This window comes from Sediminispirochaeta smaragdinae DSM 11293 (assembly GCF_000143985.1).
Taxonomy (GTDB): Bacteria; Spirochaetota; Spirochaetia; order DSM-16054; family Sediminispirochaetaceae; genus Sediminispirochaeta; species Sediminispirochaeta smaragdinae.
Genome location: NC_014364.1, coordinates 3,265,476 through 3,286,139, shown reverse-complemented (window position 1 = coordinate 3,286,139; position 20,664 = coordinate 3,265,476). Strand labels below are relative to the sequence as shown.

The following is a 20,664-nucleotide window of genomic DNA, read 5'->3' as shown; positions in this document are numbered from 1 at the left end:
TCTACCAGCAATGCTCTTCGAGCATGAGGCAGAGGGTATGATAGACCGGAAGGTGAAGCTCCTGTACCTTAAAGGTTGCCGTTTCCGGTACGGTGATGCAGATGTCGCAAAGCTCCTTCAGTTTGCCGCCGCTTTCTCCTGTAAGGCCGATCACGGTAAGCCCTTTTGCCTTTGCACAGATTGCCGCATAACGAACGTTTTTCGCATTTCCCGATGTTGATATCCCGATAAAGATGTCGTTCGCATTTCCGAGAACCGCTGTCTGCTGGGCGTAGGTCATATGCGGATCCACGTCGTTTGCAAAGGCGGTGGAGAGGGCGGTGTGCTGGGTCAGGCTGATCGCCGGAATTCCCCCCTGCAGTGAATCTGCAAGCTCACTGCCCAATGCGGCGTCCGCCGCAAGGAGGGCCTGTTTCAGGGAATCCGCTATGGGTCGTTTTTTTACGAAGGATTTCATCAGCTCGCCCACGATGTGATCGGCGTCGGCGGCGCTTCCTCCGTTTCCGCAGACCAGAATTTTCCCTCCTGCATCGATGCTTTTCTTCATTGCATCGGCACTTGATGCGATTGCTTCTTGTATCGGGGCAAGGGCCGGATAGCGCTCTATCAGCTCGTTCAGATGCTTGTCATCTATCATAAGAACCTTCCTTTTGGCGTAATTTTCCGATGGCGACACCGAGGGCCGCCATGTCTCCGAGATGTTCCCCAAGTCCGGCAGGCAGTACCTTGCAGTCGCTGAAGGTGCGGGGCAGGGCTTCCGCTTTCATCACCGCTTCCATCCGCTTGCGAAACAGGCCTTCGCTTCTTGAGAAGATGCTTCCGATGATCACCCGCTCCGGATTGAAAAGATCGACGAGGAGGGCAAGCCCCCGGCCAAGGTATTCTGCGGTGGTGTCGGTAACCTCCAAGGCCCGAGCATCTCCTGCTTCCGCCCTGTCGCAGATCTCCTTAGCGCTGAGACTGCGGCCGAATTTCATCTCGTAGAGACGGCTCATGCCGCTGCCGCTGCAGAACCCCTCCCAGGAACCCGCTTTTCCGTAACAAAGAGGACCCTCTTCGGCAAGCCGCAGATGGCCGACCTCTCCGGCAAGGCCGCTGGTTCCCGAATAGAGCCGTCCGTCGAGAATGAACCCCGCTCCAAGCCCTGTCCCGAAGGTGAGGAAGATCAGATTCCGGCATCCCCTTCCATTACCCCAATACCACTCGGCAAGGGCACAGGCGTTTGCATCGTTTTCCAGATAGACAGGAAGATCGAAACGTCGTGCAATGAGGTCGACCACCGGAACATCGATCCAGGTGGGAAGGTTCGGCGGTGCCTGAATAATACCGGCTGCCGGATCAAGGGGGCCTCCGCAGCTGATCCCTATGGCCTCTACCTTGTGCGGCGAGGCGAAATCCAGCATGGCCCGGACAGAGGAACAGGCCTGATCGATCACCTCTTCGTAGTGATCGGCCGTGGCAAAGCGCTCCTTTTTTCTAATATTCCCCGCCTCGTCGCCGAGAGAAACCGCCGTTTTTGTGCCGCCGATATCGATACCGATGAAAAACTTGTGAGTACTGTTCTGTAAAGCCATGTGCCTACCTTACCCTTTCACCGATCCTGCGAGAAGCCCCCTGATGAAGTACTTGCCAAGGAAAATGTAGACCAAAAGGGTGGGAATCGCGGCGATAAGCGCACCGGCCATCTGAACGTTCCACTCGATAACCTGACTCCCTGCAAGGTTCTGCAGGGCCACCGTTATCGGCTGAATCGATGGCTTTTGGGTAATGACCACCGCAAAGAGAAAATCGTTCCAGACGCTTGTAAACTGCCAGATCAGAACCACCACCGTTGCCGGTGCGGATATGGGGCCGATAATTCTTCGAAAAACACCCCAGATACCGAGACCGTCGAGCATTCCCGCCTCAAGCAGCTCATCGGGTAGCTTTGCATAGTAGTTTCTGAACATAAGGGTTGATATCGGAAGTCCATAGATGATGTGGGTAATGATGAGCCCCTTCAGGTGCCCGTAGAGGCCCATCTTATTCAATGACTGGACCAGGGGTATGAGGATGCTCTGGTAGGGAATGAACATTCCGAAGATGATAAGCGCGAAAATAAGATTCGAAAAGCGAAATTTCCATTTCGAAAAGACATATCCGTTCAACGAGCCGAAAAGGATAGAAAAGAATGATACGGGGATGACCAGCAAAAAGCTGTTGAAAAGGTTCCCCCGCAGTTTCGAAAAGGATTCGACAAAGCCTTCTGAACTGATGTGCTGTGCCGGAATCCACATTTCACTGATTCGTACCTCGGAAAAGGGCTTGAGGCTGGTATTCAGAAGCACATAAAGGGGAAAGAGAAACAACAGGGCGCAGAGAATTGCAAGAAAATATTTTACGACAACAGATGTTCTGCTTCTCATGTCTCTTCTCCTTTAAAGGTCGAATAGAGATAGGGAATGATGACAAGGGCTATGAGAAGAAGCATGATGATGGAAATTGCCGCTCCTTCGGCATAGTGGTTTCCCCTGAAGGTTGTCTCGAACATGAAGAGACCGGGGAAATCGGTAACAAATGCGGGGCCCTTTCCCGTCATGGCGTAGGCCAGATCAAAGATCTTGAGGGATATGTGACCCAGGACGATCATTGCCGAAAAGGTAATAGGCTTGAGCATGGGAAGCAGAATACTCCGAATGATACGAAATTCGCCTGCGCCGTCGAGTTCGGCCGATTCGATAATCTGATCGGGAATACCGCGAAGCCCTGCCAGAAACATCGCCATGGTATAACCGAGATACTGCCAGGACGCTGCGATGATGAGGGATATCAGCGCGTAATTGAATTTTCCGAAGCTCTGGGTTGAGGTGAACCAGCCGAAACTGGCTTTAAAGCCGAGCATATGGAAGAGTGCATTGACCCCTACCTCCGGGGAGAGGACCCAGCGCCACAACACACCGGTCACCACAAAGGAGAGTGAAAGGGGGAAGAGATAGATGGTGCGAAAGAGCGCTTCGGCTCTGAGCCGGGAGTAGAGAAGATAGCTTAAAAAGAAACCGCCTACGATGCAGACGACCATAAAAAAGAGGGTGAAATAGAGGGTGTTGAACAAGTCGGTCACAAACCTCTGGGAGCTAAAAAGGCGCCGGTAGTTCTCAAGACCTATGAAATTCATGTTCGGGAGGATGCCGTCCCAGGCGGAAAAGGATACCTTCAACGACCAAAGGATGAATCCGTAGACAAATACAAAGAGGACAGCGGATAGGGGGAGAACAACCAGCAAGCCTTTGCGTGTTTCTTGTTTCGGACAGTACATATCAACCTTAACCTGCTTTTCCGATTCTAAGATGAATATCGCGGGGCAAAAAGCCCCGCGATGACAACGATTGCCGATCCCTTATTTGGGAGCGTAGCGGTCGGCTACCGCCTGGAACTCGTTAGTGGCTTTCCGGACATCAAGATCGGTGGTAAATACGCTCATGATGTCGTTGATTTTCGTCACCCAGGCCTCTGAGACGGCCGCTCCATGGGCAACACTTGGGACGATTTCGTTCGAAGCAAAATCATCCATTGCGGCATTAAGGTAGGCATCATATTTTGAACGGTCTCCGTCTATCCTTGAGGGAATGGAACCTTTGATCGGATTAAAGGCATCCTGCCCCTCTTTGGAAGCACAAACCTCGAGCCATTTGATGACGTTTTCACGATTCGGTGCATTTTTTGCTAAGCCGAAGGAATCGGAAAGCATAATGAAATTCCCCTGCGTTCCGGGAGTGGGCATCCAGTCCCAATCGACTCCCTGGGTATAGTCCTGAGATTTGTAGTAACCGGCAACCCAGTCTCCCATGACATTCATCGCGGCTTTCCCTTCGGCAACATAACCGGCCGCATCCATATTGGTGAGTGCAGCGTGATCACTATTGGTATAATTCATTATTTTGGCATAATTCTCAAGGGCTTCCTGCACATCGGGATCACTCCATGAGACCTTTCCCTCCCACAGCTGCCGATATTTTTCAGGCCCTGTGGATGCGAGAATGACACTTTCAAGAAGATGTGTGGCAGGCCATCCGTTGGTATCTCCGAGGGCGAGGGGGGTGACGCCGGCTGCCTTCAGTTTTTCGGCAACGATAAAAAACTCATCCATATTCTTTGGGGGTTCGAGGCCGTTATCCTTGAAGAGCTTGGGGTTGTACCACATGACATTCGAGCGGTGGACATTTACCGGAATACTGTACACCTCTCCCTTATAGGAGATAATGTCGATGACATCCTTGGGGAATTTGTCCATCCAGCCGTTTTCTTTCAGGATGAAGGTGACGGGCTCCATATAGCCGGAGACTACCCAGGTGTCGATCAGCTCATGGCCTGCATGTACCTGAAAAGCATCGGGAGGATTTCCTCCTTGCATTCTCGTTGCAAGCACTGCTTTTGCATTGGTACCGGCACCGCCTGCAACGGTTGCGTTGATGATCTCGATGTCGGGATACTTCTCATGAAAGACATCAAGCATGGCCTGAAGCCCTTCGGCTTCACCACCGGCTGTCCACCAGCTGAAGATCTCGAGAGATTTTCCCGAATTCTCACTTTCCTGATTTCCTCCTGCAAACAGCAGTGCAGGAAGGACGAAACAGAGCGCCAGTACAAACAGATATGGCTTTTTCGTCATGAAACTCCTCCTTGAACAAATTTCTAAACCTCCGACGGAGGTTGGGTTCCGATTATTGTTGACCGATTCTGTTTTCTATCTTTTCCAAGCGATCAATGGAGAGGACAGCGGCCCTGATTGTATGATAGTTCACCTTCCAGGAGTGGCTCATATGGGTCCAGATGGGCTTCCCCTCGCGTTCGAGAAGGGGCAGCCACTCTCCGATATCGTGGCGGATCATCTTGTCCATAACGAAGCGGTGCACATTTTCGTACACATCCAGGTAACGCTCCTCTCCGTAAAAGAGGTATGCATCGAGCATTCCCGTCAAAAATTCCGCCTGCTGCCAAAACTCTTTGGCCATGTCGTAGACCTGGCTCCCGTCATGTGAGCCCTCGACATAGATACCTCCGTATTGTCTGTCGACTCCGTGGGCAAGGGCATGTTCGAGGATGGCATGAAAGGTCGAAAGGTAGGGTTTCGGGTCGGCATTCATGATCCGCAAGGCCTCGAGCAGAAGCCAGAAGAACTCGACGTTATGGCCGTATGAGGTATTATCCAGGGCATTCGGTTTCTGCGCATCACCCTCGCTGAAGCGGTCCCAGCCCCAGATGATGTCGAATTTGATCTGCGGAGCGATCTCCCAGTTACGGAAAAACTGGGGAATGCCGGTTCTGTATGTGGGATGAAGAATGTTCACCATCAGGATTTCGATGATCTCTTCGAGCTTACGCCGATGGATTTCCTTACCGCTGGCCGCATAAAGGGCGGTGAAAGCCTCCATGAGGTGCATATGAACGTCGAGGGTCTTTCTGTCGCCGCCTTGACTACCGGGGCCGCAGAGCTTCCAGTCCCGTTCGAACATCTCGAGATAGCCGCCGTAGGTCGTTTCCGCCGCATACTTCTGCAAAAGGTCGAAACACGCCTCTGCATAGTGAAGCGCGGTGGGGTCGCCGAAGACCTTGCTGTAGGTTGCCAGGGCATAGATGGCAAAGCTGTGGCCGTAAAGGATCTTCTTATCGATGAGAACCTTGTTTTTCCGGTCGAAAAGCCAGTAGAATCCGCCGTAGACCGGGTCCCAATAGTGGTCTATGGCGTGCTTTACCCCTCGGCCTGCAAGATCACGGCAGATTCCGTCCTTGTCGAATCCGTGATCTGCGGCCAGGGAGAGGGAGTAGATGGTCCTCATGTGGGCGAGCAGCGATTTCTCGTCGACGCCCGTGTCTTCCCCTTTCGCACCGAATTGTGTTATGAATCCGCCCCATTCCTCGTCCCAACATCGACTGGTCCAGAAGGGGAGCAACTCGTTTGTCAGGTGCTCGGTCATCTCCTTTTTCCAGTCTGCTATCTTTGCTTTCATTATCAGCTCCTTTTTTTCAGTTCGCGATATAGTTCGACAAGAAAAGCCCGGTTGTCCGCCGAGGTATAATCCACCCTGCAACCCATCCTGTTGAATGTTTTCATGAAACGCAGGTAGTAGGCTGGATTGTCGGCAGGAGGCTCCCCCTGACTCCAGTCCCAGGTTTCCTCCTGCAGATCCACCACGTGGATACCGCAGTCACGGATATCCCGCTGCTGTTTGCGTAAAACGTTTCGTACCATGGAGAGGGATTTCTCGAAGATCATGGGAGACATGACCGCCGATCCTACGGAGAGATAGACTCCGCCCTCCAGTCCGTAAACGCTTTGGACATAGGTGAGAAAGTCCCGTTCCGCTGTTCGCCCGATCGCGGCCCCTTTGTTGGCTTTATGGGTATAGATGATGTCGTGGCCGAACATCGGGTGACTGGTAAAGGGAACACCGGCATCGAAGGCGATGGCCTGGACACTGTAGGAAGCGAAGGGGTGGGGTATTGTAAGAAAGCCCGGTTCGATTTCCAGCTGCTCCAGCAGATCGAGCAGGTCCGCGGCAGCCGCACGCTTGGCCAAGGGCTCGCTGTTCGACGATATGACCGAAAGCAGCTCCTCTTTGGAAGGAATCGCGAGGCCGTTTCCGGAGATAAGCGATCCTATCGATGCACCGTAGCCCAGCCCCTCATAGGCTCCAACGGCGAGGGCCAGATTGATATAGCAACCGGTCTCTTCCCAGGTCCCGAACATCCCTTTTTGAACGTTTGCGCGTACATCCTCGCTGCTTTTTCCCTGAAAGGCGAATTCCCAGTCGTGAATGACCCCTGCGCCGTTGGTCGCGAGGTGGGTAAACCATCCCTTCCGTGCGAAGTCTCCCAAAAGCCGTCCCATCCCGTTCTTGATGGTGTGGGCCCCGAAGGCGCACATAACCGACGCCCCCTTCTTACGCGCTTTGAGAATCTCTTCTGCGATCATCGCGATCCTCTGTCGTACCTCAGGGCTTAGGCTTCCCTGAAACTGCTCTTCGGTGACACAGCTTTTGACGATGTCCACCTTGCTCGGTCTCTCTTTCAAAGGATAGTAGCTCATATTCGAACGATCAAATTGCTTGCTCATATTCCTTTACCTCCAGCCGAACCACCTGGAAAGTTCATCTTTCCAGGAGAAGTCGGGGATCAGCATGTCTGCTCCGGCAAGGATGAGCCTTTCCCTTTTGGCATAGTTGACACCGAAGCGTTGCCTCTCGTCGCTCATGATCCCGACAGCCGTTAGTCCGTGTTTCTTTGCTTCCCTCATTTCCACCGGTCCGTCTCCGAAAACAATGCACCTGGCAGGATCGATAGGACCTTTTGCTTCTATTTCTCCGATAATGTTTCGGATGACCAATCGCTTGGGGTCGTTTTCCACATCACCTACCGATCCGTAGATACCGCCGTCGAAAAGTTCTTCATAGCCAAGCAGACGGGCCTCTTTGCGTACATCTTCCTGGTCGGTCCCGCTGGCAAGGAAGAGCCGGGTGCCTCTTGCCTTGAGATCGCGCAACATTGCAACCGCTCCCTTCATGGTCAGATCCTCTGTGGAAAGTCTCCCATCCTCCAGCAGCCGTTGCTTTTCGCTAATTCGCTCCATCAGCATGGTGTTGAAAATTTCCTTGTATTCCTTGGGGCTAAGGATATCCTCCTTCGGAATCAATCCCATCGATATGATCAGGTCACGGAGCGCGTGCATCTGTATGATGGTTTGGACCCCCGTGCTTTTTTCGATTAATGCCTTAGCCGAGTCTTCTATCTGTTTGAGAAGCGATGCTTCGAGTTTTTCGTAATAGCGGCCGGCAATGCTTTTCACCATCATGTTCCGCATCACCGCTTCCCAGCCCTGACGCAGGGTAGAGATGGTCCCGTCGTGGTCGAAAATTGCTATCTTCGGAGCGGTACCCGAAAAGCTTCCCTTGGTTTGGGGATTGAGGATTTCAATGGGGGTCTTTGCATATCGACGGGCAAGGCGCTGATCCCGTGCAAGCTGCGGTCGGTAACGATAGTCGGGATCAGAAGCAATGGCCACCACCTCTTGTGCCGAAGGGTGGCCGGTTTCGAATAGCTTCTGTATGCAAACCCCGGCGGTAAAGTTTCCGATTTTAGCCGCATCCTGCAGTGAAGCTCCTGCCCCATGGGCTACAACCGTTCCCGCCATAAAGGCATCTCCGGCCCCTACCGTGTCTATTTCTTTGATGATATGAAGCCCCGGGATCTCGAATATCTCTTGGCCGTTGTAAACAAGGGCGCCATCTTCCCCTCGGGTCATGATCAGAGGGCGTTCCCATCGTTGATAGAGCCATTGAATGACTTCTTCTTCACTGGATCGTTTTTTTGTGCGTTTTGCCGTGTGTCTTGAAAAAAGTTCGAAGGCTTCCTTGTCATTGAGTTTGTGTACGGTATGAGCATAGACGTCATTAAGTTTCCTGCAGTCTGCAAACCATGTCACCCGATCCTCTGTTTTTTTGATGATCTTTTCTAATCCCTGCTGAAAGGCCCTGGAATGTATGCCATACATCACCTGTTCATTGATGATCACGCAATCGTAGCCGTCTATTGTATCTTCAATGACCTTCAGGAGCTTTTCGATATTTGCAGCCTCTGGTTTGTTATAATTCCCAATATCGTAACGGGGAGTTTCCGTTTTCCCTTCGTAAATCTTGTGGTAGAGATGGGTAAGCCACTGGTCCCTTTGCCGAACAACCCCGGCGGAGCCAATTCCCTCTTTTCCCAGAAGCGATAAGATAATGTCGCCGTGTGCATCTTCTCCGATGATGCCAAAGATATCGACTCTGCCTGCCCCGAGCCGTTTGCAATTAACTGCGACGTTTCCGGCTCCTCCCAGCTCATGTTTACATGCATTCACCGATCGGGTTTCCAGTCCTGTTTCAACGGATATTTCCGTTCGTCCTCTGTCTGCAAAGTAATAAACGTCTAGGCACATATCGCCGATGACCGCAATCGACACCTTGGCCGCCTGAGTAAAAATGTTTTGAGTGTCCAATCCGTTACCCTTCCATGTGTTGTTGCTAACTGCAACCGGTTTCAGTTATTATGGTACGGTAGGTTTTGGGGCTTGTCAATGATAATCTTTCACAGAGTGTCATTCTCGCTGTTACAGTATGGGGAGAGTGGTCGTATTGGTCTATAATTAATTTATATACATAAAGATATTTTTCTCTTGCATTACAACAATAATAGCTATTATGATAAGATGGCTGTGATATTCTATAGGTGATACATGGTGTATGTATCTCTTGTAGTGGAGATTTCTTTGATACCGGTTGCATAATCGGTTAAAGGAGTTGTAATGAATAAAGTAACCATCATGGATATTGCGAAAGCGGCCGGGGTTTCCAAATCAACGGTTTCAAGGGTCTTGTCGAGGCCCGATATGGTAAACAGCAAGACCAGGAATAGGGTCCTGGAGCTCATGAAGCAGATGGACTATATTCCGAATCAGCTGGCCCAGGGGCTCGCCGGCACGCCTACGAGGAATATCGGGGTGGTGATAGATGAGTTGTCAAACTTCTTTTTTATTGAGATAGCCGAAGGGGTGGACTGGGTCCTGAATACACAGAATTATTCAATGCAACTTTCCAGTTCTCGTTGGGTTGAGGAGCGGGAGTTTTTGCTTGTCCGTTCTTTGATCAGCAGCAGGGTGGACGGTATTCTTCTTGCCCCGGTTCTCCCTGAATCACCTACGATCCGTCTTCTTAAGCATGCGGGAATCCCCTTTGTGCTCATGAATTGTATTCCGGAAGATGAAGAGATTTCCTATGTCTCCTGTGACAATGTAAAGGGAGGGGAGCTCGCGGCCCACTATATCAATAGTCTTGAGAAGGAACAGACTATTTTGATAACGGGTTTTGAGCATCAGTCTATGGGCGATCGGGTCGACGGCTTTTATAACTGTGTTGATCACTCCAAGGGAGACATTAAACGTTATCGGGGCGTAAAAACCTTTGAAGACGGATATGATCTGGTTCCGATTCTCCTCTCACGGGATGAAATTGAGAGGAAAAAGAGTGTGCTCTTTATTACCAACGACAACGTCGCCCTGGGGGTCATGGAGCATTTGGTGGCTCTCTCGATACCAATCCCAGAGCAGGTATCGGTGGTCGGCTACGACAATATACGACTTTCAAGCCTGTGCAGGATCCCCCTCACAACGGTTTCTCAGTCGATTCGCGATATGGGACGTATCGCTGCAATGGAGCTGCTGGATCTTATGGCCTCTCCTGATTCGAAACCGAAACGGCATCTTTTGGCTCCCGAATTTGTCGTCCGATCCTCCAGTGTTTAGGAATGGTAATAAAATCCTGTAGTGCTGCCGTACGATCGCTGTTACAGCAGATCCTGAGTGAATGAATCTTCCTCCTGGAAGCGGAGCATAGTTTTTTTGCTAAGCACGCAGTGATCGACATACCGCTTCTATTCATGGTACCACTGTAGTATGAAGCGTTTTTTCTACGGCTGGATTATTTTGCCCGCCGCAATCCTTGGAACCCTTGCCAGTATCCCCGGCCAGACGGTCGGGGTTTCGGTTTTTACCGATTTTCTGCTTGCCGTTCATTCGATTTCCCGCAGTGGGATCAGTCTTGCATATTTGATCGGAACCATTTCCTCCGCCTTTCTTCTCTCTTTCGCCGGAAGGGTCTATGATCGCCTCGGGGCTCGGCGGATGGGGGTTCCTGTCGTGTTATTTCTTGCGTTGACCCTGATGTTTCTCTCCTTTAGTGATCACATAGCATCGAAAGCGGCACGCGTTACGGCACTTCCGGAAACAGTGGTCTCTTTTATCGTTCTTGCTTTCGGATTTTTCCTCGTTCGTTTTTTCGGTCAGGGAAATCTCACCATGCTTAGCAGGAACATGACAATGAAGTGGTTTGATCGGCGTCGTGGACTTGCGAATGCCTTCCTCGGTATCTCTGTTTCTCTCGGGTTTTCCGCGGCACCCGGCCTTATCGACAAGATGATTACCTCGGCGGGCTGGCGGGAAACATGGCGAATGATGGCTTTGGGGCTTGCGCTCTTTGCCGTTTTCGTTTTTTTTGTTTTTCGTGACGATCCGCGGGATATGGGTCAGAAAGCCGACGGCGGGGTAGTCGGAACGAAACGAAAGGCGCATCCTTTTGTCGCTAGACTGAAACCGGTGAAATCCCTTCCCGATCGGGATTTTACCCTTCAGGAGGCAAGAAGGCGCCCGGAGTTCTGGCTGGTCGCCCTGACCATTGCCCTCTCGGCCCTGCTGATAACGGCGGCTACGTTTCACGTGGTGAGTATCTTTGGGCAGGCCGGGATCTCCCGTAGCCGTGCCGTTGCCCTCTTTTTCCCCGCCTCCCTTGTAGCCGTTGCCTCTCAATTTATCGGAAGCACCTTAAGCGATTATGTCGGCGAACGGCTTTTTGCATTGATTCAGCTTACCGGTTGTCTTTTGCTTGCTGCCGTCGTGGTCGTATCCTCTCCCCTGCTTATGCAAATCCTTTTCATTCTCGGGGTAGGGCTGTCGCAGGGAATGATGGGGATTACCAGTGCCATTATTTGGCCGAGGCTCTTCGGCCTCAGCCATTTGGGGGCCATCAGCGGTTTTGCCATGGCTCTTTCGGTTGCAGGAAGCGCGGTCGGTCCCTTTACCTTCAGTCTTTCGCTCGACCTCTTCGATTCCTACAGCGGTGCAGGGATGTGTTTTATCGTGCTGGCCTTCGCTCTTATGCTCTTTGCCTTCTTCGTAAAGCCTCATGGGACGGAGGAAGCTGATGGCTGAGGGGCGGAAGCATCCCGATTGCCTCAGCTGCCGCTATTTTTCCGTTACCTGGGACCCCCGCTTTCCCCGCAGTTGCAGTGTATTCGGTGTTAAAAGTCGTCTGCTTCCGAGCGTTGTGGTCTTTCGGGCCACCGGTCACATCTGCCCCTCTTACGAACGATCGCCTAAAGTTCGTTCCGATTCATAAAAGATCACGAAAGCCCCAGCTGCTTTTTCCTGTTCCGCAGGACCGCGTTTTCCGCACATGCGGCCAGATCAAGTACACAGGGGGCTGTGAGATGATATTTGACGAGGGTTCCCTCTTTCTGATCATCCACCAAACCGGCTTCTTTCAATTGGGTGAGGTATTTGGAAACGGTCGACTTATGCATACCAAGCTCTTCCGCCAGCTCGCACACGCACCATTGACGTTCTTTCAGCTTTTCCAACATGAAAATCCGCAGGGGGTGGGCAAGGGCTTTGAACATATGGGCCCGTAATTCGCAACGAACTCTTTCTTCCTCTGTCATCATTCTTCCTTTCCTGATGATATTGTTTCCATATGTGGAAACTTTGTCAATAATCCCTTGACTTTGTTTTTTCAAAGTTTCATAATTTTGAAACATTGAATGATAACCCTTATGGAGGTGTGTATGAAAATTCAGATTTTGGGATCCGGATGTCCAAAATGTAAGGCCCTTGAGGCAAACGCGCGGCAGGCCGTAGCGGAACTTGGTATGGATGTGGAGATCGAGAAGGTCACCAGTACTGATGAGATCATGGAGATGGGGGTGATGATGACCCCTGCGATTGCAATCGACGGGGACGTCAAGAACAGCGGGTCGATCCTATCCAGTGAGAAGATTATCGATCTTATCCGTGCGGAAGCAGGGAGAGGAGGAAAATAGCATGGCGCACAAAGAGCTTGGCCCGAACAAGGCTTTGTTTCTCGTCTTCGGGGTTTTCCTTGCCGCCTATTTTATCCCCTTTGACTCTCTTCGGGTATCCCGGGCGCTGGTTGAGGCCTTTTCGATGCTGGGGGAATACGCGCGTGATCATGTCTTGCTCTGTTTGGTTCCCGCCATGTTCATTGCCGGGGCCATAACGGTTTTTCTGAACCAGCGGGCGGTGATCCGATATCTTGGCCCAAGGGCCCCGAAGCTTGTTGCCTATGGTGTGGCCGCTGTGTCCGGGGCAATCCTTGCAGTATGCTCCTGCACGGTTTTGCCTCTCTTCAAAGGCATCTATAAAAAGGGTGCAGGCCTAGGCCCTGCGGTGAGTTTTCTCTATTCCGGACCGGCGGTAAACATTCTTGCCATTGTCCTTTCCTATAAGATTTTCGGCTGGCAGATTGGTGTGGCACGGATGATCGGTGCGGTACTCTTCTCGATCCTTATCGGCATGATCATGCAGATGCTTTTCCGAAAGGAGGATGAGGAGCGCCTTTCCGACGAGCGGATGTTTCGTTACGACGGGGGCAAAGAGGGGCGCACCCTGGGACAGATGATAGTCTATATGATCTCGATGATCGGGATCCTGGTCTTTGTCAATTGGGCTTCCTCCAAGGGCGGCAGCACTGCCTGGGACCTCATCTTCCGCTATAAATATCTGATAACGGCGGCCTTTGCTCTGTTACTGCTCTTTTCCCTCGTCAGGTGGTTTAGTAAAGAAGATATACGCATCTGGGGAATAGCTACCCGCGATTTTTCTCTTCAGATACTTCCGTATCTCTTCGGAGGAGTTCTTATAGCAGGTTTCCTGCTCGGAAGGCCGGGCCACGATGCCCTTATACCCACAAAGTGGGTCGCCTCTCTTGTCGGCGGCAATTCGCTTTCCTCGAACCTCATTGCAGCCGTAAGCGGAGCCTTCATGTATTTTGCGACCCTGACCGAGGTCCCCATTGTTCAGGGCCTCCTTGGATCGGGAATGGGCCAGGGCCCGGCACTGGCATTGCTGCTGGCAGGGCCCTCCCTCTCTCTTCCCTCAATGCTTGTCATCGGTGGCGAGTTGGGGGCCAAAAAAACCCTGGTGTATGTTCTTCTCGTTGTAGTACTTTCTACGACGGCAGGGCTTCTGTTTGGTATAGTAACTGCATGAATCGGACTTTCCTGATGGCTGGTGACAAACCGGCCATCGGCTTTTTTAGGAAGATAAACAGGTCTGTGGCTGTGAGGGGGGAGAGAAATATGCCGGCGATGAGTGTAGAGGCCACTCCCCCTGGTTATTCACTGATCTTGACCGATGCGTTAAGGAGGCGAAGGGCGCCGCAGGCGGTCCGAGGCGATGAGCCGAGGACGGGAGCGAAAGCGGACCCCGGAGCCGACTGACCCGAGCGAGGAGCGAGGGGAACGCCCAAAAGAGCTATCACCCCTCGTAGCTCAATACATCTACTTCGATGATCGTCGCCCATTCGGCGAGCTTTTTGATGATTTTTTTGTCTCCAGCCGGAAGATTGGTATCCCCGGAGAGTTCTTTTACCTTTCGTTTAAAAAAAGCAAAATCATTAATAAGACGTTCCGGCGGGAAAAGAAGACGTCCTGCACAAAAACTTTTCCATTTCTTGCGTTCGTTTTCGTCAAGGATTTCGGAATGGTTTCGGCAGACAAAACGCCAGGCCAGCTCCGGTAGCCTGCGGTCGTAAAAATCTCCCCGACGTTTCAACATGGCTTCCGGTGAAAGTTCGCGAAAGCGTTCCATTCTCTGGCGGTCCGCATCGCTAAAAAAGCCTCCAGAGTAAATTTCAAGCTCGGGGTCGCGTCGTATCTCCGCCTCATCCCTTCGGAAAACTTCCATGATTTTCTGTGTCAGGAGGGATGCTTCGGCAAGTTTTGCCGCCCGTTTACCGCAGAGGGTGACATCGAGCCCCAGGCGTTTTGCCGTGTCCGGATCGAGGGTCGAAAGAGGGGCCAATACCGGAGATCGGTTGATATGAATGGGAATGAGGCGTATTCTGCTTTCTTCCAGAGAGAGCTCCTCGCTGGGAGCGAATATCAGGCGTCGAAGCTCATCCACAGAACGTTCTATAAGGGGCTCCGGATCTTGTCGGAGATCGAAACAGAGGATCGCATTTTGGTTTGCAGGATGAGGGGCTACGGGCGCAAGGATAGAGGTATATCCGTATTCGTTGGAGAGCATTGCCGAAGTATGGAGAAAAGGCCTTCGCTTATGAAGATCGATCAGCTGCCGGGCATGGTCCTTGATGCGTCCCCGGTAAAGGTAGGAGAAGATTTTCGGCTGCTTTTCCCTGAGCAGACGTGCCATGGCAATGGTCGCCCGTACGTCCGAGAGGGCATCGTGGGCGTTCTGGTGGGGAAGGGCATTGGCCTCTGTCAGCTTTTCGAGGCGAAAGGTCGGCCTTCCGTTTTCCCCCTCGGGCCATGTTATGCCCTGGGGCCTGAGGTCCCGGGCAGCCCGCAGCACATCGAGCAGATCCCAGCGACTGTTCCCTCCCGCCCATTCCCGTCGAAAGGGATCCATCAGATTACGATAGAGGGTGGCACGGATGAACTCGTCGTCAAAGGCGATGCTGTTGAAGCCTGCAACACAGCTTCCCGGCTGCATGAATTCTTCGTTGATCCGCTCGATAAAGCGGCGCTCGGAAAGCCCCTTGCGTAGGGTTTCTTCCGGGGTGATACCGGTAATCAGGCATGCCTTGGGATCCGGAACATAATCCTGGGTGATCTTGCAGTAGAGCACCAAGGGTTCCCCAAGCTCGTTCAGGGCTTCATCGGTACGCAGGCCTGCAAATTGCGCTATCCGATCGAGTCGGGGATGCGTTCCAAAGGTTTCAAGATCGTACCAGTAGATGCTTCGTGCCATAAGCCCATCCTATCACAAGGGTTCGACTGTGGCCACCGGACTTGCATTTCCCTTCGCTTTGCGATAGCTTAAACGCCATGGGATTGAACTGTGGAATTGTCGGACTGCCGAATGTCGGTAAATCAACTATATTCTCTGCACTGACCAGTGCACCTGCCGAGGCGGCTAACTACCCCTTTTGTACCATCGATCCTAATGTTGGCATCGTATCGGTCCCGGATCCGCGCCTCGACCACATCGTCGAATTGATTCCCCCTAAGAAGGTGGTTCCCGCTATTGTCGAATTTGTCGACATCGCAGGGCTTGTCGCCGGAGCAAGTAAAGGGGAGGGGCTCGGCAACCGCTTCCTGTCCCACATCAGAGAGGTCGGGGTCATCGCCCATGTGGTCCGCTGTTTTGAGGATGAGGATATCGTCCATGTCAGCGGAACCATCAATCCGGCTTCCGATATCGAAACCATTAATATAGAACTTGCCCTTGCCGATCTCGAAACGGTTGAGCGCCGAAAGGAGAAAAACGTCAAGGCGATGAAAGCGGTGGGGACCGAGTCCGGTAAACGGGCAGCGGCCCTTGTTCCGATCCTCGAGGAGCTCTCCGCATTGCTTACCGAAGGGAAACCTGCCAGGAGCCGGGAATGGAAGGATGAAGAGCTTGAGCTGATGCGGGATCTTCATCTCATTACCCTAAAGCCCCAGGTCTATGTTTGCAATGTCGATGAGGATGCACTCCTTGCAGGAAACGGCTTTGTCGAAGAGGTGAAGCGCATTGCCGGGAAAGAAGGGGCCGAGGTCGTCGTCATTTGCGGGAAGCTTGAGGCGGAAATTGCGGCCCTTGAGAGCGAAGAGGACAAGCATGAGTTTTTGGATGCCGCAGGCCTTGCCGAAAGCGGGCTCAACAGCTTGATTCGTACCGGTTATCGTATGCTGGGACTTCGCACCTTCTTTACCGCAGGAGCGGATGAGGACCGGGCCTGGACCTTTCACGAGGGGGACACCGCCCCAAAGGCCGCCGGTGTCATCCATACCGATTTCGAAAAAGGCTTTATCAAGGCGGAAGTATACCACTGTGACGATCTTTTTGAGCTCGGAAGTGAACAGCAGGTAAAGGCCGCCGGTCGGCTTCGTATCGAGGGAAAGGAGTACGTTGTCAAAGACGGGGACATCGTCCATTTCCGTTTCAACGTCTGAGCCGCACCATGGCTCTCTCCGGAAGACCCGGCCAGCTACTCCCTGTTTCCCTCTTTCGTACCTATCGTGGCTTACCCAAAAGCGTTTACGCTCTCTTTTTCGCCAGGATCATTAATTCGATAGGTAGTTTCGTACACCCCTTCATGACACTCTTTCTTACCGACCGCCTCGGCCTCGGCGAGGCGGCCGCCGGGCGTTACCTGCTTTTGGCCGCCCTTGCCTTTGTCCCCGGCAGTCTTATAGCCGGGAAGCTTACCGACAGTATCGGAAGAAAACGGGTGCTGGTTTTTAGCCAGATCGCTGCCGCTGCCTGCTTTATTCCCTGCGGTTTCTTAGATCATTCTCCCATGCTTCCCTGGTTCCTCATTCTCAGCCAGTTTTTTTCCGGCGGTGTGTATCCCGTTAGCCAGGCCATCACCACGGATCTGACTACGCCGAAAAATCGACAGGCCGCCTTCGGCCTTATCTATTTGGGGACAAACATAGGCTTTGCCGTCGGTCCGCTTATTGCCGGATTCCTCTATCGTAACCATGCCCCCTGGCTTTTCTTCGGTGATGCCGGAACCACCTTCCTCTCCGTTATCTTCATCATTCTCCTGGTAACAGAATCCCGCCCCACCGAAGAGCAAATCAGCGCCGGATACCGGGATGAGAGCGATGAACGTTCGGAAGTCGGATCGACCCTCGTGGTTCTTCTCAGACGCCCCTTCCTTTTCGCTTTTCTTTTTCTCATGCCCTTTCTCAATATGGTCTATAGTCAGATGAATTTTTCCCTTCCGCTTTATCTTCTGAAACTTTTTCCCGATAACGGTACGGTCTACTTCGGTACGCTTATGACGGTGAATGCCCTTACCGTTACCCTTCTGACGACCGGGGTGGTCGCCCTTACCCGGGACCTGCGTCCGATCATTGCCGTTGCCCTTGCGGCCCTTTTATACGGTTTGGGGTTCGGCGGGCTCTATATTACCCGGAGCTTTTCTCTCATCCTGGTCTGTGCGGTGATCTGGACCCTTGGTGAAATTCTTTCCTTTACCCATTCAAGCGTCTATGTGGCAAACCATACCCCCATTACCCATCGTGGTCGCTTCAACGCCTTCTTTCCGATTCTTCTGGGAGCCGGAAATGCCTTCGGTCCCTTGTTCGCGGGGCCTCTCATCGAGAAGCATGGGATCTCTGCGATTTGGCCTTTGGCTGGGAGCTTTGCTCTTTTTATATCTCTGCTGTTCCTGCTCCTTGCGGAAATTGAACGACGCGTGCGAAAATAGGACTATGCAAAGAGAGGAGCTGTACCAGGTTGTTGATGCGATACTCAATCACGCATCTCTTGCCGAACTTGAAGTCATCGAAAAGGCTATCGAGCGCCGTCGGGGAGCCGACGGCGACGGACTTTTCGGATTTGCGCCGGGGCGGCTTGCCGAGGAAATGGCCACGGGAATGAATGAGCAGCTTGCCGGCAGCCGTGAGATGATTCGAAAAACGGTAGTGGAATTTGTCGAAAAAATGATCCGTTCTGAAGCACCTGAATTGACCGAGCGCCAGATCGAGGAATTGATGGCCGCCTGGATGCCCCACAGTTCTGCCTCGTCGCAAAGAGAAAAAGCCTCCCCCCGCAAGGCCGCGGACAAAGGAAACAGGATTCCCTCCCAGATGCTCGAAACCATGGTACGTCAGTTCGTCGATTATTCTCTCGGATTGATGGATTCCCGGCAGGTTCGTTCCCTTGAGAAAGAGATGGGACAGTGGCAAAAGCGTTACTGGGAGCATTTTCCTTCCGATATACAGGAATTGATTGCGCTTTTTATAAAGGGGGCGATTGATCAGGAAGAGTTCGAACGTTCCCTTGCGGAATATCTCGGCGGGTGACGGGAGGTACCGCCACTATTTGCGGCACTACCTCAATCGAGAGGATAGATATTAATAATCGAGGGAATGGTTCTAAGGCTCTTGAGCACCTTTTTATAATCGTCCCGGCCCTCCAGCTCCATGGTAAATCTTCCCGACAGGGTTCCCTTCATATCCTCTTCCAGTTTTCCCTCAATCAGGTGACCCTGGTATTTCTTGACGGCACCCTCGATCTCCGAAAAGAGATCACTGGTCATGCGGCTTGTAACCTTAAATTGCCTGGTGGTTTTCGGACTCGCGGCTTCCCATTCGACCTCGATGGTCCTTTCTTCGATATCCCCGATGTGGCGAAGGTTCGGGCAGTTCCGTTTATGGACGATGATCCCTCGTCCCCGTGATACATAGCCGACAATATCGTCGCCGGGAGAGGGACTGCAACAGTGGGCTATACTGATCATCATGTTTTTTTCATCGCCGATCTTGAAGGCAAGACGGGCACGGTCCATAACCTGTTTGATGATGGTGGTTCCCTTCTCAGACGAGGAGGCGGGAACTTGCAGGACCGTCTCCTCTCCCTTCGTCGGTCCCTTCTTTGCAATGATGCTTTTATCGATGAAGAGATTCTCTTCATGCTGGTTAAGCCAATGGCGTATCTTAAGCCGGGCTCTGCTGGTCTGCACAGATCTCAACCAGTTCACATGGGGATGGGCGTTATTGCTGGTAAGTATTTCGATGACCTGGGTATTCTTCAGCGGCTGGTTAAGCGGAATAATCTGACCGTCTGCCTTTGCCCCTACGGTTTTATTGCCCACTTCGGTATGGATATGATATGCAAAGTCGATGGCCGTGGCATTTTTGGGCAGCTCGACGATATGTCCTCTTGGGGTGAAGACATAGATCGAATCCTTAAGGAGATCGGCCTTGATCTCTTCGAGAAAGGAATCACTACTTGTCTTGCTACTGTCCCAACGCTTGAGCTTATTGATCAGAGGCAATTCCTGCATACTTTTTGCGTCCGATCGTGAGCCATCCTGCTTGTAAACCCAGTGGGCCGCTATTCCGTACTCCGCCAGGTTGTGCATCTCGCGTGTGCGAATTTGAATCTCGATCAGCTGACCATCGAATCCCATTACCGTGGTATGAAGGCTCTGATAGTTATTCGCCTTGGGCATGGCGATATAGTCTTTGAAGCGGCCTTCGATAGGTGGCCAGAGCTTGTGGACAACCCCAAGGAGGGTGTAGCACTCGCTGGTTGTCGAGCAAATGATCCTGATCCCCAAGAGGTCGTAAATTTCGGAGATATCCTTCTTTCGACGTTTCATCTTGAGGTAGATGGAGTAGAGATGCTTTGCCCTTGCCATTACCTCTATATCGATTTTTTCTGCCGCCGCTGCCTTCAAAAGGGTTCGTTCAATCTTTTTCAGGTAATTGGCCCGTTCGGTTTTCTTACTGGCCACAAACTGGTTGATATATTCCCAGGCACTGGGATTAAGGTGTTTAAGGGCAAGATCTTCAAGTTCTGCCTTGAGCCAGCTGATTCCAAGCCGGTCGGCAAGGGGGGCGTAGATGTCAAGGCATTCGGTAGCAATCGCCTTTCGCTTTTCCGGAGAAAGATACTCCAGGGTACTCATGTTGTGATACTTATCCGCAAGCTTAATAATAATGACCCTGATATCCCGGGTCATGGCGAAGAGCATCTTACGGATGGTTTCTGCTTCCTGGACACTTTTACTCTTCGCCTTGACAATCGATATCTTTGTGACCCCGTCTACCAGGGCTCCTATCTGCTTACCAAATCTTTTACGCAGCTCCGGCAGTTCGATATCCGTATCTTCCAGAACATCGTGAAGAAGGGCCGCTATGATCGCTTCCTGGTCAAGACCAAGATCGATCAGAAATTCCGCCACATGCAGCGGATGAATAAAGTAGGGTTCACCACTGGCACGTTTCTGATTTTTGTGAAGCGCCTTGGCCCACGCGGCGGCCTCGAGTATCTTTTGACGCTCTTTTTCGGGAAAACGAGAAAGCTTGATGTTAAATTTTTCAATTCTGCTAAGCATC

The 20,664-nt window shown here is 52.0% G+C and carries 20 protein-coding genes; 9 read left to right on the top strand and 11 right to left on the bottom strand.

The features are described from left to right. Position 1 precedes the first annotated feature (1 nt). From SPIRS_RS15475 to SPIRS_RS15440, 8 genes are all read right to left on the bottom strand, one after another. Positions 2-637 carry a D-sedoheptulose-7-phosphate isomerase gene (locus SPIRS_RS15475; protein ID WP_013255625.1) on the bottom strand — a complete coding sequence of 212 codons (636 nt, stop codon included), beginning with the start codon at positions 635-637 and terminating at the stop codon, positions 2-4. Continuing rightward, complete coding sequence (locus SPIRS_RS15470; RefSeq protein WP_013255624.1) at positions 627-1,574, bottom strand: ROK family protein; 948 nt, start codon at positions 1,572-1,574, stop codon at positions 627-629. The genes SPIRS_RS15475 and SPIRS_RS15470 overlap by 11 nt, the downstream gene beginning before the upstream one ends. Before the next feature lie 9 nt (positions 1,575-1,583). Further along, positions 1,584-2,405, bottom strand: a complete 822-nt coding sequence (locus tag SPIRS_RS15465; protein WP_013255623.1) for a carbohydrate ABC transporter permease — start codon at positions 2,403-2,405, stop codon at positions 1,584-1,586. Beyond that, a complete protein-coding gene (locus SPIRS_RS15460) occupies positions 2,402-3,295 on the bottom strand; it encodes a carbohydrate ABC transporter permease (RefSeq protein ID WP_013255622.1) in 894 nt (297 codons plus the stop codon). The genes SPIRS_RS15465 and SPIRS_RS15460 overlap by 4 nt, the downstream gene beginning before the upstream one ends. An 81-nt stretch (positions 3,296-3,376) precedes the next feature. After that, the gene (locus SPIRS_RS15455; RefSeq protein ID WP_013255621.1) at positions 3,377-4,648 is read right to left on the bottom strand and encodes an ABC transporter substrate-binding protein; all 1,272 of its coding nucleotides are present in this window, start codon (positions 4,646-4,648) and stop codon (positions 3,377-3,379) included. A 52-nt stretch (positions 4,649-4,700) separates the two neighbouring features. After that, positions 4,701-5,987: an AGE family epimerase/isomerase gene (locus SPIRS_RS15450; RefSeq protein ID WP_013255620.1), complete on the bottom strand. Its 1,287-nt coding sequence runs from the start codon at positions 5,985-5,987 to the stop codon at positions 4,701-4,703. Between the two features lie 2 nt (positions 5,988-5,989). Then, positions 5,990-7,093: a hypothetical protein gene (locus SPIRS_RS15445; RefSeq protein WP_013255619.1), complete on the bottom strand. Its 1,104-nt coding sequence runs from the start codon at positions 7,091-7,093 to the stop codon at positions 5,990-5,992. Between the two features lie 6 nt (positions 7,094-7,099). Next, positions 7,100-9,013: a PfkB family carbohydrate kinase gene (locus SPIRS_RS15440; protein ID WP_245537601.1), complete on the bottom strand. Its 1,914-nt coding sequence runs from the start codon at positions 9,011-9,013 to the stop codon at positions 7,100-7,102. A gap of 306 nt (positions 9,014-9,319) precedes the next feature. On the opposite strand from SPIRS_RS15440, the gene SPIRS_RS15435 reads away from it, so the two are divergent. From SPIRS_RS15435 to SPIRS_RS15425, 3 genes are all read left to right on the top strand, one after another. Next, complete coding sequence (locus tag SPIRS_RS15435) at positions 9,320-10,315, top strand: LacI family DNA-binding transcriptional regulator (protein WP_013255617.1); 996 nt, start codon at positions 9,320-9,322, stop codon at positions 10,313-10,315. 150 nt (positions 10,316-10,465) lie between these two features. Beyond that, a complete protein-coding gene (locus SPIRS_RS15430) occupies positions 10,466-11,776 on the top strand; it encodes an MFS transporter (protein WP_013255616.1) in 1,311 nt (436 codons plus the stop codon). Further along, entirely contained in the window at positions 11,769-11,963 is a 195-nt protein-coding gene (locus SPIRS_RS15425; protein WP_013255615.1) for a hypothetical protein, read from the top strand. The genes SPIRS_RS15430 and SPIRS_RS15425 overlap by 8 nt, the downstream gene beginning before the upstream one ends. Positions 11,964-11,967: 4 nt before the next feature. On the opposite strand, the gene SPIRS_RS15420 is transcribed toward SPIRS_RS15425, so the two are convergent. Beyond that, complete coding sequence (locus tag SPIRS_RS15420) at positions 11,968-12,288, bottom strand: ArsR/SmtB family transcription factor (RefSeq protein ID WP_013255614.1); 321 nt, start codon at positions 12,286-12,288, stop codon at positions 11,968-11,970. Between the two features lie 120 nt (positions 12,289-12,408). Here SPIRS_RS15420 and SPIRS_RS15415 point away from each other — a divergent pair, with 120 nt between their 5' ends. The 3 genes from SPIRS_RS15415 to SPIRS_RS22530 all read left to right on the top strand — a co-directional run bounded on the left by SPIRS_RS15415 (position 12,409) and on the right by SPIRS_RS22530 (position 14,082). After that, on the top strand, positions 12,409-12,663 hold the full coding sequence (locus tag SPIRS_RS15415) for a thioredoxin family protein (protein WP_013255613.1): 255 nt from the start codon (positions 12,409-12,411) through the stop codon (positions 12,661-12,663). 1 nt (position 12,664) lies between these two features. Further along, positions 12,665-13,852, top strand: coding sequence for a permease (locus SPIRS_RS15410; protein ID WP_013255612.1), 1,188 nt, complete (start codon positions 12,665-12,667; stop codon positions 13,850-13,852). An 89-nt stretch (positions 13,853-13,941) separates the two neighbouring features. Continuing rightward, positions 13,942-14,082 (top strand): hypothetical protein, encoded by a 141-nt coding sequence (locus tag SPIRS_RS22530; protein ID WP_171814774.1) that lies wholly within the window; start codon positions 13,942-13,944, stop codon positions 14,080-14,082. Positions 14,083-14,119: 37 nt separating this feature from the next. On the opposite strand, the gene sbcB is transcribed toward SPIRS_RS22530, so the two are convergent. After that, positions 14,120-15,574: an exodeoxyribonuclease I gene (gene sbcB / locus SPIRS_RS15400; RefSeq protein WP_013255611.1), complete on the bottom strand. Its 1,455-nt coding sequence runs from the start codon at positions 15,572-15,574 to the stop codon at positions 14,120-14,122. Between the two features lie 77 nt (positions 15,575-15,651). Between sbcB and ychF the strand changes: the two genes are divergently transcribed. Genes ychF through SPIRS_RS15385 form a run of 3 tightly spaced genes read left to right on the top strand, consistent with a single transcriptional unit; the run spans position 15,652 to position 18,624 of the window. Continuing rightward, the gene (gene ychF, locus SPIRS_RS15395; protein ID WP_013255610.1) at positions 15,652-16,761 is read left to right on the top strand and encodes a redox-regulated ATPase YchF; all 1,110 of its coding nucleotides are present in this window, start codon (positions 15,652-15,654) and stop codon (positions 16,759-16,761) included. Between the two features lie 8 nt (positions 16,762-16,769). Further along, the gene (locus SPIRS_RS15390) at positions 16,770-18,026 is read left to right on the top strand and encodes an MFS transporter (RefSeq protein WP_013255609.1); all 1,257 of its coding nucleotides are present in this window, start codon (positions 16,770-16,772) and stop codon (positions 18,024-18,026) included. Positions 18,027-18,030: 4 nt separating this feature from the next. Continuing rightward, positions 18,031-18,624 (top strand): hypothetical protein, encoded by a 594-nt coding sequence (locus SPIRS_RS15385; RefSeq protein ID WP_013255608.1) that lies wholly within the window; start codon positions 18,031-18,033, stop codon positions 18,622-18,624. Positions 18,625-18,656: 32 nt separating this feature from the next. Here SPIRS_RS15385 and SPIRS_RS15380 read toward each other — a convergent pair whose 3' ends face one another. Next, positions 18,657-20,663, bottom strand: coding sequence for a RelA/SpoT family protein (locus SPIRS_RS15380; protein ID WP_013255607.1), 2,007 nt, complete (start codon positions 20,661-20,663; stop codon positions 18,657-18,659). Between the last annotated feature and the right edge of the window lies 1 nt (position 20,664).

Bases quoted from the DNA above. Each gene is read 5' to 3' on its own strand.
- SPIRS_RS15475 (WP_013255625.1), bottom strand. From the start codon at position 637: ATGATAGATGACAAGCATCTGAACGAGCTGATAGAGCGCTATCCGGCC.
- SPIRS_RS15415 (WP_013255613.1), top strand. From the start codon at position 12,409: ATGAAAATTCAGATTTTGGGATCCGGATGTCCAAAATGTAAGGCCCTT.
- SPIRS_RS15380 (WP_013255607.1), bottom strand. From the start codon at position 20,663: ATGCTTAGCAGAATTGAAAAATTTAACATCAAGCTTTCTCGTTTTCCC.
- SPIRS_RS15435 (WP_013255617.1), top strand. From the start codon at position 9,320: ATGAATAAAGTAACCATCATGGATATTGCGAAAGCGGCCGGGGTTTCC.
- SPIRS_RS15425 (WP_013255615.1), top strand. From the start codon at position 11,769: ATGGCTGAGGGGCGGAAGCATCCCGATTGCCTCAGCTGCCGCTATTTT.
- SPIRS_RS15430 (WP_013255616.1), top strand. From the start codon at position 10,466: ATGAAGCGTTTTTTCTACGGCTGGATTATTTTGCCCGCCGCAATCCTT.
- SPIRS_RS22530 (WP_171814774.1), top strand. From the start codon at position 13,942: ATGCCGGCGATGAGTGTAGAGGCCACTCCCCCTGGTTATTCACTGATC.
- SPIRS_RS15455 (WP_013255621.1), bottom strand. From the start codon at position 4,648: ATGACGAAAAAGCCATATCTGTTTGTACTGGCGCTCTGTTTCGTCCTT.
- sbcB (WP_013255611.1), bottom strand. From the start codon at position 15,574: ATGGCACGAAGCATCTACTGGTACGATCTTGAAACCTTTGGAACGCAT.
- SPIRS_RS15465 (WP_013255623.1), bottom strand. From the start codon at position 2,405: ATGAGAAGCAGAACATCTGTTGTCGTAAAATATTTTCTTGCAATTCTC.
- SPIRS_RS15390 (WP_013255609.1), top strand. From the start codon at position 16,770: ATGGCTCTCTCCGGAAGACCCGGCCAGCTACTCCCTGTTTCCCTCTTT.
- SPIRS_RS15420 (WP_013255614.1), bottom strand. From the start codon at position 12,288: ATGATGACAGAGGAAGAAAGAGTTCGTTGCGAATTACGGGCCCATATG.
- SPIRS_RS15410 (WP_013255612.1), top strand. From the start codon at position 12,665: ATGGCGCACAAAGAGCTTGGCCCGAACAAGGCTTTGTTTCTCGTCTTC.
- SPIRS_RS15470 (WP_013255624.1), bottom strand. From the start codon at position 1,574: ATGGCTTTACAGAACAGTACTCACAAGTTTTTCATCGGTATCGATATC.
- SPIRS_RS15450 (WP_013255620.1), bottom strand. From the start codon at position 5,987: ATGAAAGCAAAGATAGCAGACTGGAAAAAGGAGATGACCGAGCACCTG.
- SPIRS_RS15460 (WP_013255622.1), bottom strand. From the start codon at position 3,295: ATGTACTGTCCGAAACAAGAAACACGCAAAGGCTTGCTGGTTGTTCTC.
- ychF (WP_013255610.1), top strand. From the start codon at position 15,652: ATGGGATTGAACTGTGGAATTGTCGGACTGCCGAATGTCGGTAAATCA.
- SPIRS_RS15445 (WP_013255619.1), bottom strand. From the start codon at position 7,093: ATGAGCAAGCAATTTGATCGTTCGAATATGAGCTACTATCCTTTGAAA.
- SPIRS_RS15385 (WP_013255608.1), top strand. From the start codon at position 18,031: ATGCAAAGAGAGGAGCTGTACCAGGTTGTTGATGCGATACTCAATCAC.